This is a genomic window from Duganella sp. AC237, assembly GCF_979254035.1.
In genome coordinates, this window is sequence record NZ_CEEDEW010000003.1 from 2,312,671 (window position 1) to 2,326,349 (window position 13,679).

General features: G+C 65.8%; 13 protein-coding genes and 2 tRNA genes. 11 read left to right on the forward strand and 4 right to left on the reverse strand.

Annotation, left to right across the window (positions count from 1 at the left end; all coding sequences use genetic code 11):
• Window position 1: 1 nt before the first annotated feature.
• Window positions 2-841, forward strand: coding sequence for an alpha/beta fold hydrolase (locus AC0IYS_RS10635; RefSeq protein WP_471705107.1), 840 nt, complete (start codon window positions 2-4; stop codon window positions 839-841).
• Between the two features lie 17 nt (window positions 842-858).
• Here AC0IYS_RS10635 and AC0IYS_RS10640 read toward each other — a convergent pair whose 3' ends face one another.
• Both AC0IYS_RS10640 and AC0IYS_RS10645 read right to left on the reverse strand, forming a co-directional pair.
• Entirely contained in the window at window positions 859-1,275 is a 417-nt protein-coding gene (locus tag AC0IYS_RS10640) for a hypothetical protein (RefSeq protein WP_471705108.1), read from the reverse strand.
• 86 nt (window positions 1,276-1,361) lie between these two features.
• The gene (locus AC0IYS_RS10645) at window positions 1,362-1,685 is read right to left on the reverse strand and encodes a DUF2917 domain-containing protein (RefSeq protein ID WP_471705109.1); all 324 of its coding nucleotides are present in this window, start codon (window positions 1,683-1,685) and stop codon (window positions 1,362-1,364) included.
• Window positions 1,686-1,860: 175 nt separating this feature from the next.
• Between AC0IYS_RS10645 and AC0IYS_RS10650 the strand changes: the two genes are divergently transcribed.
• The 6 genes from AC0IYS_RS10650 (at window position 1,861) to treA (ending at window position 7,239) form a co-directional block, all read left to right on the forward strand.
• Window positions 1,861-3,306: an aminotransferase-like domain-containing protein gene (locus AC0IYS_RS10650; RefSeq protein ID WP_471705110.1), complete on the forward strand. Its 1,446-nt coding sequence runs from the start codon at window positions 1,861-1,863 to the stop codon at window positions 3,304-3,306.
• Window positions 3,307-3,481: 175 nt separating this feature from the next.
• Window positions 3,482-3,688: a hypothetical protein gene (locus tag AC0IYS_RS10655; protein ID WP_471705111.1), complete on the forward strand. Its 207-nt coding sequence runs from the start codon at window positions 3,482-3,484 to the stop codon at window positions 3,686-3,688.
• A 103-nt stretch (window positions 3,689-3,791) separates the two neighbouring features.
• Window positions 3,792-5,081, forward strand: coding sequence for a serine--tRNA ligase (gene serS, locus AC0IYS_RS10660; RefSeq protein ID WP_471705112.1), 1,290 nt, complete (start codon window positions 3,792-3,794; stop codon window positions 5,079-5,081).
• Window positions 5,082-5,148: 67 nt separating this feature from the next.
• A tRNA-Ser gene (locus AC0IYS_RS10665) sits at window positions 5,149-5,238 on the forward strand.
• Window positions 5,239-5,396: 158 nt separating this feature from the next.
• A tRNA-Ser gene (locus tag AC0IYS_RS10670) sits at window positions 5,397-5,486 on the forward strand.
• Window positions 5,487-5,616: 130 nt separating this feature from the next.
• Window positions 5,617-7,239, forward strand: a complete 1,623-nt coding sequence (treA, locus tag AC0IYS_RS10675) for an alpha,alpha-trehalase TreA (protein WP_471705113.1) — start codon at window positions 5,617-5,619, stop codon at window positions 7,237-7,239.
• A gap of 9 nt (window positions 7,240-7,248) precedes the next feature.
• Here treA and AC0IYS_RS10680 read toward each other — a convergent pair whose 3' ends face one another.
• Window positions 7,249-7,809 carry a UPF0149 family protein gene (locus AC0IYS_RS10680; protein ID WP_471705114.1) on the reverse strand — a complete coding sequence of 187 codons (561 nt, stop codon included), beginning with the start codon at window positions 7,807-7,809 and terminating at the stop codon, window positions 7,249-7,251.
• A 133-nt stretch (window positions 7,810-7,942) separates the two neighbouring features.
• On the opposite strand from AC0IYS_RS10680, the gene AC0IYS_RS10685 reads away from it, so the two are divergent.
• The 4 genes from AC0IYS_RS10685 (at window position 7,943) to AC0IYS_RS10700 (ending at window position 11,886) form a co-directional block, all read left to right on the forward strand.
• Window positions 7,943-8,482 carry a hypothetical protein gene (locus AC0IYS_RS10685; RefSeq protein ID WP_471705115.1) on the forward strand — a complete coding sequence of 180 codons (540 nt, stop codon included), beginning with the start codon at window positions 7,943-7,945 and terminating at the stop codon, window positions 8,480-8,482.
• A gap of 69 nt (window positions 8,483-8,551) precedes the next feature.
• Complete coding sequence (locus tag AC0IYS_RS10690; protein ID WP_471705116.1) at window positions 8,552-9,292, forward strand: SIMPL domain-containing protein; 741 nt, start codon at window positions 8,552-8,554, stop codon at window positions 9,290-9,292.
• Between the two features lie 12 nt (window positions 9,293-9,304).
• Window positions 9,305-11,452 (forward strand): protein kinase domain-containing protein, encoded by a 2,148-nt coding sequence (locus AC0IYS_RS10695; RefSeq protein WP_471705117.1) that lies wholly within the window; start codon window positions 9,305-9,307, stop codon window positions 11,450-11,452.
• Window positions 11,449-11,886, forward strand: a complete 438-nt coding sequence (locus tag AC0IYS_RS10700; RefSeq protein ID WP_471705118.1) for a hypothetical protein — start codon at window positions 11,449-11,451, stop codon at window positions 11,884-11,886. The genes AC0IYS_RS10695 and AC0IYS_RS10700 overlap by 4 nt, the downstream gene beginning before the upstream one ends.
• A gap of 122 nt (window positions 11,887-12,008) precedes the next feature.
• Here the strand turns inward: AC0IYS_RS10700 and AC0IYS_RS10705 are convergent, their stop codons facing one another.
• A complete protein-coding gene (locus AC0IYS_RS10705; RefSeq protein WP_471705119.1) occupies window positions 12,009-13,505 on the reverse strand; it encodes a sigma-54-dependent transcriptional regulator in 1,497 nt (498 codons plus the stop codon).
• Window positions 13,506-13,679: the final 174 nt, after the last annotated feature.

Genomic DNA, 13,679 nt, shown 5'->3' on the forward strand with positions numbered 1-13,679 from the left:
CATGCAGCAAGTGATCGTGGTCGACGACATCGACGTGTACATCGAAGGCGGGGTGGAGGGTTCCGAGACGATCGTCATGATCCACGGCTGGCCGGACACGTACCGGCTGTGGGATGCGCAGGTCGAGGAGCTCAAGAGCCGCTATCGCTGCGTGCGCTTCACCTTGCCTGGCTTCGACCTGGGCAAGCCGCGCCGCGCGTATTCGCTCGACGCGACGATGCGGATCCTGTTGCACATCGTCGCGGCGGTCAACCAGAAGCAGAAGGTGACCTTGATGCTGCACGACTGGGGCTGCGTGTTCGGCTACGAGTTTTATATGCGCAACAAGGGGCTGGTGTCGGCCATCATCGGCGTCGATATCGGCGACGCCAATTCGGACGCCACCGACCGCTCGCGCAGTTTCGGGCAAAAGCTGATGGTCAGCGGCTACCAGAACATCCTGTCGCTGGCATGGGCCATCGGCGGGCCGATCGGCAACATGATCACGCGCGGGATGGTCAACGCGATGAAGGTGCCGGCGCCGAAACAGTACATCAGCTCGGCGATGAATTTCCCGTATTACATTCTGACGGCGGGCGCGGCGGGATCGTACCGGTCGCTGGTGCCGTTCTTCCCGAAGGTGCCGATGCTGTTTATCTATGGCATGCGCAAGCCGTTCATGTTCCATTCGAGGCAGTGGTGCGAGAAGCTGGCGGCGAAAGAGGGATGTAAGGTGGTGGCGATGAACACCGATCACTGGCCGATGGTGCGCGACCCGGAACGGTTCAACGAAGTGGTGCTGGAATGGCTGGAAAAGCCGGCCGCAAAAGAAGAAGCCGCCGGCGAAGACGCGGCGGCTTGAGCTAAGTTGCGATCAGATTAACGCAGTTTGATCGGCTTGTAATACGGTGCGAACGGTGGCGCTGGCAACTGCACGCCGGCATACGCGTCGCGGAAGCAAGCGGCTTTGCGGTTCTCGACGTCGGTGGTGCTCTTCGTGACTTTGCCGGACGCATCCAGGGTCAGCACGATCACAACCGGATACTTGGACAGGTCATGGCAATTGCCTTTCTCGTCCAGCTTTTTCGCGTTGTTGTAGTTCAGCGAAACCTCTTCGTACTTGGTGGCCTTGTCGTTCGGGAACTGCTTGTTGAACTTGTCCATTTCGGCGGCGAAGTTCGGGTTGGCCGGTGGCGGCGCTTCGTCGGCTGGCGGACCGCCACCGAGCGTCGAGCAACCTGCGGCCAGAACCATCAATGCGCTCATCGCGCCCATCTTCAGATATTGGTTTTTCAAATTATTCTCCTCGGGGCTGTATTGTTGACGCATTGTACATATTATCGAGGAGTGCATGGCGCACGATTAGTTGCGTAGGTGAAATCCTACAGATGCAGACCGGAAAGGACTGTGGCAAATTTGTTTTGCAAGCCCCGCCAGCCCACCGGCGCCGCCGTTTCCACCGGCAGGCGGATGCGCACCACACCCGTGCCGGCCGCCTCGATCAGTATCAGGCCGTCGTTCGGCACTTCGAACGTCAGCCCCCGGCGCAGCATGAAATCGGTGTGCTCGCCATAGGCGGTGATCCAGGCCGTGCCGTCCAGGCATTCGATCTGCTGGCCGGCCGCGTTGGCGATGCGCAGCGGGTGGTCCTGGGTCAAACGGTATTCGGCCAGGCCTTGTTGGACTGTGACCACTTGCGGTTTCATGGTGGCTCCTGCGTGGTGAACTATGCAACCAGAATACGCAGCGGCGGCCGGCCATAACAGATGCAGCGAATCGAAATTGTTACCATCACAGAAGCGGTTTCGTTAAACTGTTATGGTCAAAATGATTGCCCGCTGTACCTGTCGGCGCAGGCCGGGGCTGGGCCACAATATCGACATGCACATCAATTTGTACGAACAGCTTGCCAACGAACTGGGCGGATTGATCGCCAGCCGCGTTTTCGCGCCCGGCGACCGCTTGCCGTCGATCCGCCATCTGGCGCAGCAGAAGCGCCTGTCGGTCAGCACCGTCATGCAGGCGCTGCGGCTGATGGAGGATCGCGGCCTGATCGAATCCCGGCCGCAGGCGGGCTACTATGTGCGTCACCGCAGCCGCACGATGGCGGTGATGACCGACGCCGTGCACCTGCAGGAGCCGGCCTATGTCGGCATCAATAATCTATTGATGCGGGTGCTGAAGGCCAACGAGGAGCCCGACATCGTGCAACTGGGCTCGGCCTGGCCGCTCGACGAGCTGCTGCCCATGAAGCGCATGCAGAAGATCGTGGCGGCGGTGGCGCGGCGCGATTCGGCGCTGCTGAGCTCTGTCAGCTGCTACGAGACTAACTATCCCGAATTCACCCGCCAGATCTTGCGGCGCGCGCTCGACTGGGGCCGCCTGGACCCGGCCGAGATCGTCGTCACCACCTCGTGCACGGAAGCGATCAGCCTGTGCCTGCGCGCCGTCGCCAAGCCTGGCGACACCGTCGCGATTGAATCGGCCAGCTATTTCGTGCTGCTGCAGCTGATCGAATCGCTGGGCATGAAGGCGCTGGAGATTCCCACCCATCCGAAGACCGGCCCGTCGATCGACGCGCTCGAGCTGGCGATGAATGCCGGCCTGGTGCAGGCCGTGCTGTTCGTCCCGAATGCCAACAATCCGCTCGGCTGCATCATGCCGGAGGCGAACAAGAAGCGGCTGGCGGGTTTGCTGTCGCGGCACGACGTGCCGCTGATCGAGGACGATGTCTACGGCGAGCTGTGCTTCACGCCCGAGCGGCCGTGGCCGGTCAAGGCGTACGACACCAGCGGCCATGTCATGCTGTGTTCGTCGTTTTCGAAGGCGGTCAGTCCCGGTGCGCGCGTCGGCTACGTGCTTGCCGGGCGCTATGCGCAGGATGTGGCGGTGCTCAAGATGGTGTCGAGCGGCGCCACCAGCCACTTCTTTCAGGCGGTGCTGGCCGAGTTCCTGGCCGGCAGCGCCTACGAGAACCAGCTGCGCAAGATGCGCAGGGCGCTGTCGCAGCGCATCGCCCGCATGTCGGACGCGGTGTGCGCGGCGTTTCCGCAGCAGTGCACGGTGTCGGAGCCGCAGGGCGGCTTCGTGGTGTGGGTCGGCATGCCGGAGCAGGTCGACGCGCTGCTGCTGCACCAGCGCGCGCATGAGGCGGGTGTGGCATGCATGCCGGGACAGCTGTTCTCCGCTTCTGGTAAATACGGCAACTTTGTCCGGCTCAACTGCGGCAACGCGTGGGGTCCGCAGGTGGAGGCCGCCGTGGGCAAGCTGGGCGCGCTGGTGCACAGGCTAGCGGATGAGGCGCCAGCGCTGCGCACAGCGGCCTGATACGCGCCGTCGGCACGTCTCCCCAACTCCCGTTCTTGCCGTTATTTTGCACTTCATCCGCCGTTTCCGGCGCTTCGTCGCATCCCGGTGGCTTCGCATAGGCCCTTTAGGTACAGTACAACCATACCAAAGCGGCAGACATAAGTCGGTCGAAACCACCACCCAGGGAGCTATCATGAACATCGCTAAAAACATGGAAATCGTCTTCGTCGCCGCCGCCGTCATCGCCGGCGCCACCAGCTTCGCCACCGCCGCCGACGCGCCGGCGATCATGGTCGCCGCCGACCGGGCCGTGGCCCACGTCGCCACCGTCAACGTCGACATGCCGGTCGTCACCGTGACCGCCAAGCGCCTGAGCGCCGCCGAAAAAGCCGCCCTGTAATCTGGCGGGCGGTTGTACCAGCCGGCGGGCTGCTCAAAACTCGCAAGGAAGTGGCATCCTCTTGGTACAATTGACGTTTTCGATACAAACGGCACTTGTCCCCATGATTGATATCCAACTTCTCCGCAAAGATATAGCCAACGTCGCCGCGCGCCTGGCGACCCGCAAGTACCAGCTCGATGTGGATGCGTTCAACGCCCTCGAAGCTGAACGGAAAGCGATCCAGACGCGCACCGAAGAGCTGCAGGGCAAGCGTAACTCGCAGTCCAAGCTGATCGGCATGATGAAGGGCAAGGGCGAAGACACGACGGCGATCATGGCCGAAGTGGCCGGCCTGGGCGACGAGCTCAAGGCGAACGAAACCGCGCTGTCGGCGGTGCAGGCCAAGCTGGCCGATTTCATGCAGGCGATCCCGAACCTGCCGCACGAATCGGTCCCGCAAGGCACGGATGAATCGGGCAACGTGGAAGTGCGCAAGGTCGGCACGCCGCGCAGCTTCGACTTCGAAGTGAAAGACCACGTCGATGTCGGCGCGCCGCTGGGCCTGGACTTCGAGGTCGCGACCAAATTGACCGGCACGCGCTTCTCGGTCATGAAGGGCGGCATCGCCCGTCTGCACCGCGCGCTGGCGCAGTTCATGCTGAACACCCACACCGACGAGCACGGCTACACGGAGTGCTACACGCCCTACATGGTCAACGCCGACTCGCTGCGCGGCACCGGCCAGCTGCCGAAGTTCGAGGCCGACCTGTTCTCGGTCAAAAAAGGTGGTGCGGAAGGCGAGGGCGAGACCTTCTACCTGATCCCGACGTCGGAAGTATCGCTGACCAACATCGTGCGCGACGAGATCGTTGCCGCCGACACCTTGCCGCTGAAGATGACCGCGCACACGCCATGCTTCCGCTCGGAAGCGGGCAGCTACGGCCGCGACACGCGCGGCATGATCCGCCAGCACCAGTTCGACAAGGTCGAAATGGTGCAGGTGGTGCATCCGGACACCTCGTACGCCGTGCTCGACGAAATGGTCGGCCATGCCGAAACGATTTTGCAGCGCCTGGGCCTGCCGTACCGGGTGATGTCGCTGTGCACCGGCGACATGGGCTTTGGCGCCACCAAGACCTTCGATCTGGAAGTCTGGCTGCCGGCACAGAACACCTACCGCGAAATTTCGTCGCTGTCGAACTGCGAAGCCTTCCAGGCGCGCCGCATGCAGGCGCGTTTCCGCAACGCCCAGGGCAAGCCGGAACTGCTGCACACGCTCAACGGTTCGGGCCTGGCCGTGGGGCGCACCCTGGTCGCCGTGCTGGAGAACTACCAGCAGGCCGACGGCAGCGTCGAGATCCCGGAAGTGCTGCGTCCGTACATGGGCGGCCTGACGCATCTGAAGGCGTAAAATAGTCCTTCCCTTTTTGCTGCGGGCTGCTATAATCTTGCCTTCTCGCAGCAGTGACGCGGGAAAAGGAGAGGTGGCAGAGTGGTCGAATGTACTTGACTCGAAATCAAGCGTACGTTAAATCGTACCGTGGGTTCGAATCCCACCCTCTCCGCCAGTATTGAGAAAAACCCGCTTCGGCGGGTTTTTTGTTTTCAGCGATCATTTTTTTTTCGCCGCGAGATTGCTATGTGCATAAACGTATTTGGGGCTTCCGTGTTCTATTGTCGCCTGTTATAATCTTGCCTTCGCCGAACAGGCGGTGCAGGACCATTAGGAGAGGTGGCAGAGTGGTCGAATGTACTTGACTCGAAATCAAGCGTACGTTAAATCGTACCGTGGGTTCGAATCCCACCCTCTCCGCCAGTAATATTAAAAACCCGCTTCGGCGGGTTTTTTCATTTCCGCGCCCATGTGTATGCGGCACGGTTCGCTTGCGCAGAAAACATGTTTTTTCCAGGATCGCGTAGCATGAGCGCGGAGAAATGGAGGAAACATGGAACGTGCAAACATCCAGTCATGGACTTTGGAAAACTCAAGAATCCTTGCTTGCGCATTGCTGGTCGGCGCCGCCTGGCCCGCCATGGCGCAGCGCGCGCCTGAGCAAGCACCGTCACCAGCGACTGAGCCGAACGTCGGCGTAGCAACGCCGCACGAGATGTTCGGCCCCTTGTTCGAGGCGGTGCAGGCGGCGCGCATTTATCCGGACGCCAAAACCTTCGCCGACGCCGTCGCCAAGGAAGATCCGCAAACCATCCTCGCGCAGTATCAGCGCGAGCAGCCGACGGACGCCGCCGCGCTGAAGGCCTTCGTCGAGCGCCATTTTTCGCTGCCGGCGCCGACCACGGTCACGCTGCGCCAGCACATTGCATCGCTGTGGCCGGTGCTGACCCGTCCCCCGTTCGATCCGCCGAAGTGGTCGTCGGCGCTGGCGCTGCCGGCGAATTACGTCGTTCCCGGCGGCCGTTTCCGCGAAATCTATTATTGGGATTCGTACTTCACGATGCTGGGCCTGAAAGCCGACCATCGCAGCGACCTGGTCGATTCGATGATCGTCGATTTTAAAAGCCTGATCGAACGCTACGGCTTCATCCCGAACGGCACCCGCAGCTATTACCTGAGCCGATCCCAACCGCCGTTCTTCGCCGCGATGACGCAGCTCAAGCCGCTTGGCGACCGCGCCGACGACGCCAGGGTGCTGGCGGCGCTGAAGACCGAACACGCGTTCTGGATGCGCGGAAGAGGGTGCTTGCCGAAGGCCGGCGCAGGCGCCTGCGAGCGCGTGGTGCGCCTGGCCGACGGCACGCTCCTGAACCGCTACTGGGATGCCAAGGACTCGCCGCGCGACGAGGCGCTGGGCGAGGACGTCGCCACCGCGCGCGAAGGCAAGCGTCCAGCGCCCGAGGTGTACCGCGACCTGCGCGCGGCGGCCGAAAGCGGCTGGGACTTCTCGTCGCGCTGGCTGGACGATGCCGCGCGGCTGACCACGATCCGGACCACCGCCATCGCGCCGGTCGATCTCAACAGTCTGCTGTACCAGCTGGAAGGGGAGATCGAGCGGCGCTGCAAAGCCGCCGGCGACAACGCCTGCACGGCGCAGTTCGGCCGCGCGAAGGAAGTGCGGGCCACGGCCGTGCAGAAGCATCTATGGGTCGCCGCCGAGCGGCGCTATGCCGACTTCGACATCGTCAAGAACGCGCCGACGCCGGTGCGCAGCGCCGCCACGCTCTATCCGCTGTGGGTGGGGATGGCGACGCAGGCGCAGGCCGACGCGGTCGCCGCCACCACCCAAGCGGAGTTGCTGGCCGAAGGCGGGTTGCGCACGACCTTGGTTCGCAACGGCCAGCAATGGGATTCGCCCAACGGCTGGGCGCCGCTGCAATGGGTCGCGGTTGACGGCCTGGCCCGCTACGGTCACAAGGAACTGGCGCACGAGATCGCCCGCCGCTGGGTCGGCACGGTCGCCCGGACCTGGGGCGAGACCGGCAAGCTGCTGGAAAAATACGACGTGGAGGAGCGCAAGAGCGGCGGCGGTGGTGAATATCCCACCCAGGACGGCTTCGGCTGGACCAACGGCGTCACCAGCGCCTTGCTGGAGCGCTATCCCGACTTGAACTAATGAGAGGCCTTATTTACCGTCGCCGCAGCACTTTTTGTATTTCTTGCCGCTGCCGCAAGGGCAGGGATCGTTGCGGCCGACCTTGACGGTTTTGACCGGCTCCGGATGCCAGTGGGCGTTGATCTGGATAACCGACTGGATAACCGCGCGTTCCCAGCTGTCGCCTTCCCGTTGGAGCGGCGCGAACCACTCGGGATGCGCGGTCCGCAACGGCGCCCAGCCTTCCGCATCGAGCGCCATGCCGGCTTCGAAGCCGGCGGTCCACGCCTCCGCGCTCCAGGCGCCGCCGCACTCGTAGATGGGCTCGAAGCTGCCCGGGTCCTGCGTCATCCATTTGCGCATGTATTCGAGATGGCGCAGCACCAGGCCGGTCGCGGCCTCGGTGCCGGCCGCGGGCGCGCCACCCCAGACCTTGTCCAGCCAGACCGCTTGCGGCACCAGGCGCGGGCCGACCACCAGCGCGGTCAGCAAACCTTCGAGCGCCGAGACGTCCATCGCCTGCTCGCCGATCTCGCGCAACATGTCGTCAAGCTGGTCGTATTCTTCGTCCGTGAGGGGTGTGGTAAGCATGGTCTGAGCCGGTAGTCTGGAGGGAGTCGACATTCTACCTGCAAGTGACGATCTCAATCAGGCAAGCAATTTTATTGAATTCGCAATATGATGCGTGCCAACATTAATTCATTCTAAAATCCAAGGAGTCGACATGAAACCAAGCATTTTCCTGGCTGCGGCCACCCTCTCGATCGCCGGCCTGGTCAACGCCGCCGCTCCGGCCCCCGCCGCTCCCGCCCCGGCCACCACTGGCGCGCCCGACGCGGCGCGGGTGCAGGCCGCCCACGATCTGCTGGCGTCGATGCAGGCGGAAAAGCTGCTGCGCATGACCGCCGGCATGAGCAAATTCCCCAGCCCGGCCCAGCGCGAGCTGACCATGGCCAAGGTCGAAAAGCTGACGCCGCAGATGGTCTACACGCGCCTGTCGCAGCCGGTGGCGCGCCTAGTGAGCACCGAGACGGCGCTCGAGATGACCCGCTACTATCAGTCGAGCTATGGCCAGCGATTGCTCAAGGAAACCTACAACGGCGGCCCGCGCATGTACGCGGCCGACCCGACGCCGACGCCGGCCGAGAAGGCCGAACAGAAAAAGCCGGCCTTCGTGAAAGCCAACAAGGAATTCAAGGCGGCCGAGCCGGCCATCCGCCATGAGGTGTTTGTGCTGCTGACCGAAATCAATAAAGCCAAATAAGTTCGTTGCAAATTGAAAATTATTAAAAAATAAAGCATACTCAGTCCTTAACTTTTAAGGACTGTGCCGATGCTGAAGAAATTTGCCCTGGTGCTGGCATTGCTGCCTGCGTTGTCGCCATCGGCCGTCGAGGCGGCCGATTTGCCGACCTACCCGTTCATCCACGTCAGCGGCGAGGGCTTTGTCATGGCGGCGCCGGACATGGGCGAGATCGATTTCGACATCAGCGCCTTCGATGCCGATCCGGCAGCCGCCGTGAGCGTGATCCAGGCCCGAGTCGAAGAAATCCGCGCGCTGGTGGTCGAGCAATCCGGACCGCCGGAAGGCGACAGCGCGGCCGTCCTCGAAGTGCAGGACATGCGCAAGGAAATGCGCAACCCCGCCAATCCCGACCCCGCCGCCACACCCGAATACGATATCCGCAGCTCGGTGCACATCGTGGTGCGCGACCTGACCAAATGGCGCCCGATCATGCAGGCGCTGCTGGAGATGAAGAACATCGACCATATGTCGACCACCTTCGGCAAGAGCGACCGCCTCAAGGTCGAGCAGGACTTGACCGCCGCCGCCATCAAGGACGCGCTGCGCCGCGCCGAGGGCATGGCGGCCGGCTTCGGCAAGAAGGTGGGGCCGGTCACCGCCATCTCCTCCAGCCCGCTGCGCAACCTGACCAAGGCCGTCGGCCTGATGCCGAGCGACTACTACAACGCCGAGCGCCGCGCGCAAGCGAAGACGAGCGAGAAGGATTTCCTGTCGATCACCGTGCTGCGCTGGACGCAGAACGTGGACATGATTTTCCGCATCAAGTAACGGCGCCCCGCCATGGCCGATTCTTCTCCGCTACCCTGCGCTGCGCCGTCGGACGAGCGTCAATTCCAGATCCGGCGCCGGCTCGGCGGCGGCGGGCAAGGGGAGGTCTATGAGGCGTGGGATGCGCAATTGTGCCGCAGCGTGGCGCTCAAGCGCCTGCTGGCGCCGTCGCTGACGCGCAATCTCGATCGGGTGCTGTCCGAGGCGCGCCTGGCGGCCGGGCTGGGCCATCCCGCGTTCGTCAAGGTGTTTGCGATCGACGCCGACGGCGCGCAACCGGCGATCGTCATGGAACTGGTGCCGGGGCGCACGCTGCGCGAGTACCTGCGGGCGGGGCGCCCGGCGTTGCCGACGGCGTTAGCGATGATGGTCGCGGTGGCCGACGCCATGTGCGAAGCGCACGCGGCAGGCCTGGTGCACGGCGACCTCAAGCCTTCCAACCTGATGGTGGAGCCGTCCGGCCGCGTGCGCATTCTCGACTTCGGCTTGGCCCGGGAGGTCGATGCGCTCGCCACCCAAAGCGGGGCCGGCGACCTGTTTCAGGGCACGATCGCCTACATGGCCCCGGAGCTGCTGCTGGGCCGGCCGCCGGGTCCGTCCAGCGACATTTACGCCGTCGGGGTGATCCTGTATGAAATGGTGGTCGGCAATTTGCCGCATGGCGGCTTGGGCGGCGTCGCCCTGGCAGCGGCGGCGCTGCAGACGCCGTCGTCGAGTTGGCCGTTGCCGCCGGATTGCGACCCCGCCCTGGCCGACCTGATCCGCGCCCTGACCGCCGCCGAGCCGTCGCGTCGTCCGCCCACCATGCGCCATGTGCACGAACGCTTGCTCGGGCTGCATGGCGCGTCCGGGGCGCGGCCGGCCCACGGCCGCGTGGCAAACCGATCGCCGCGGTGGCGCCGCGGCGCCGCGATCGGCCTGCTGTGCGGCGCCACCGCGCTGGGGCTGGCGGCCAGCTCCGAGCGCCGCTGGGCGGCGCAGACGTATTCGGAGGCGGTGGCGTTCCGCACCGGCATGAACGCCTTGCTGGCGTCGGCGCGCGGCGGCGACCCGGCCGCCGCCGTGGCGCAGTTCGAGGCCATGCTGCGCCACTCGCCGGACCACGCGGCGGCGGCGGCCGGCTTGTCGCTGGCCTACAGCATGCGCTACGCGGGCGACCAGCGCGATGAGGTCTGGCTGCGGCGCGCTGACGCCAGCGCGCAGCTGGCGCTGGCCCGCGACGACCAGCTCGGCCTGGCGCACGCGGCGCAGGCCTGGGTGCGCGAATCGCAGGGGCGGCTCGACGAGGCGCAGGCGCTGGTGGGCCAGGCGCTGCGGCTCGAACCGGGCAACCAGTTCGCGCTGCGGGTGCAAGCCCATCTGCTGATCAGCCTGCGCCGCTTCGACGCGGCCGAGGCGGCCATCGGACACGGCGCGCGCAGCTTTCCGGCCGATCCGTGGTTTTCCGACTGCCTGGGCAAGCTGCGCTACCAGCAGGGGCGCTATGCCGAGGCCGAACAAGCGTTCCGCCGCAGCCTGCGGGCGCAGCCCGACGCCACCATCGCGTACGCCAACCTGGCGCAGGCCCAGCTGAGCCAGGGACGCGGTGCCGACGCCTTGCAGGTGTTGCAGCTGGGGCTGCAGGTGCGACCGGACAGCCGGCTGTATGGCACGCTGGGCACGGTGCTGTTCGAGCGCGGTGACTACCCCGGCGCCGAACGCGCGTTCGCCCATGCCGTCTCCTCGGACAAGGGCAGTCCCGGCCTGTATCTGCACTGGGCCAACCTGGCCGACGCCCGGCGCTGGATGCCGGACCGGCTGGGGGCGTCGCGCGCGGCCTACCGCCGCGCCACCGAGCTGCTGGCGCCGTTGCTGGCCCGCGAGCCGGGCGATCCCACGCTGCAGTCCAGGATGGGCCTGTATCTAGCCAAGCTGGGCCGTGCGGCGGCGGCGGCGCCCCTGATCGGCCAGTCCGTCGCCGGCGCGCCCGCCAGCGCCCAGCTGCAGTTCCGCGCCGCCGTCGCCTACGAATTGATCGGCGATCGCGCGGCCGCGCTGGCCGCGCTCGGTCGGGCGCGCGCCCTGAACTACCCCGCCAACCTGATCGACACCGAACCGGATTTGTTGTCACTCCGCCGCGATACGCGTTTCCACCAAACCAACCCTGAAAGCAAGCCATGACCCAAAAAGAACACGTGACACTGACGCTGGGATTCGATGTCGACCGCGTGGCCGACTCCCTGTCGTACCTGTATGTCGGCGACGGCGCGACGCCGACCAATCCGCTCACCGGCATGTTTTCCGGGGAAATCTATTTTGTGCGGGACGGCAAGCTGCGCGTGGTCATCCTCGGTGGCGGGGCCAAGGCCGGTTTCGAGAAGTTCGAAGTGGTCGATTGCTGCTTTGTGAGCAAGCCCAAGATGATCGCCGTGCCGGGGGGACGCCGCGCTACGCCCGGCCGTCGCCGTTCCTGGGCCACGAGGGCGCCACCCACCGGTTGCAGAACGAATTTTCCTGTAGCACCGAGGATATCGACAATTATCGCATCGTCACCAAAACATGGGATCAGGAACTCGAGATCGGCGGCGAGGACGGCCGCTGGGAGATGTCGGTGATCTTGACGGTGAAGATCTGGCGCAGCCCCTACAGCGACCCCGATCTGCGGGTGTTCACGTTCGATCCGGAAGGCCAGGTCGGACCGGGGACCTCGCGCGACTGACCCCGGCTGCGGGCGCCCTCACGACGCCAAACCGTGGGCGCGCACATGGCGGCGCAGCGCCTCGCCCGGCGTGCGCAGCGCCGCCGCGCATTTGGCCAGGTCGGCGTCGTGGGCGTCGAGCGCGCGGCGGATTTCGTCGGCCGGAATTTTTTCCGGGCGGCGGATCGACGGGTGGCGCTCAAGCAGCTTGTAGAGCGACGGCCGCGAGATGCCCAGCGCCTGCGCGGCGGCCTGGATTTGCCAGTTGTTGTGCTCCATGGCGGCGCTGACGGCATCGTCGCTGAGCGTGTCGAGCTGTGGACGGCGCGGGCCGGCTGCCGGCGCCATGGCGGGCACCGGCGCGGTCGCCGCCGGTTCGCCGAGCAAGGTCGCCAGCGACGGCGGTGCGCCGGCCGCGCACGCGATCAGGGCGCGCCGCGCGACGTTTTGCAGCTGGCGCACATTGCCCGGCCAGTCGTAGCGGCACATCGCCGCGACCAGGTCGGCCGGTAGCGCCGGCGCCGCGCCGCCCGTGCGCTCCCATCGGGCGACGACGTCGGCGATCAGCAGGCCGATGTCCTGGCGCCGTTCGCGCAGCGGCGGCAAGCGGATGACGAAGCCTTCCAGCCGTCGCAACAGCGGCTGGTTGAACGCGCGCACCGTCAAGTCCTGGTCGGTGGCGGCGATCAGCCGCGCATGGCTGACGCGGTTGCTGGCCGCGCCCAACGGACGGTATTCGCCGTTTTCCAACACCCTGAGCAACATGGGCTGGATGGCGGCGGGCGCGTCGCCGATCTCGTCGAGGAACAAGGTGCCGTCGACGGCCTGGGCGAAATAGCCGTGGCGCGTCGCCAGCGCGCCCGTGTAGGCGCCTTTTTCGGCGCCGAACAGATCGGCTGCCGCCAGCGACTCGCCCAGCGTGGCCATGTTGACGGCCACCAGCGGGCCGTTACGGCGCGCGCCGGCGGCGTGGATGGCGCGCGCGGCCACTTCCTTGCCGGTGCCCGTTTCGCCCAGCAGCAGCACCGGCAGCCCGGTGGCCGCCGCCTGGCGCACCTGCTCGCGCAACACCAGCGCCGCGTCGGACACGCCCAGCAGGGGACTGTGCGCGCACGGCCGGGGCAATTGCCGCATCCAGTGCACGCACACCAGCACGGCGCCGCCGAGCGAAAGCACCGCGCCGCGCTCGACCTCCTCGCGGCTGAGCCAGGCGGTGGCGGCCAGCGCTTGCCCGTTCAGTTCGACGCGCATGCGGCTGGCGGGCGCGCCCACGCTCACGCCGTCGCGGCCGTCGCGGCGCAGGCTCAGCGGCAGGCGCGCCACGCGCGCGTCCGCCAGCGGCCGCAACTGCCCGTCGGCGCCGCGGAAGGCCGGGGCGTAGCGCCCCAGCTCGACGGCGCCGTCGCCATCGCCGCCGCTGAACTGGGCGCCGATCTGCGACGGTTCCGGATGCCACAGGATGGTCAGGCCGAGCAGCGGCCGGGCGTCGCGCGTGGCCGGCGGACGCTGGGAAGTGTGAGTGAGATCGGCATCCATCGATAGGGGTTCCGGTTTACGGCTGGCCTCGCCATGAGCTGCGCCGATTATCGCATGCGGCCCCGTCGTTGACATGTCGCGCGGCCGGATTTACATGTAAAGCGGGGGCGCTGGCGCCGGCCACGCCCGTGCCGGGCATGGCACGCATTTTGATATAGGGAAGGGACGCGGCCA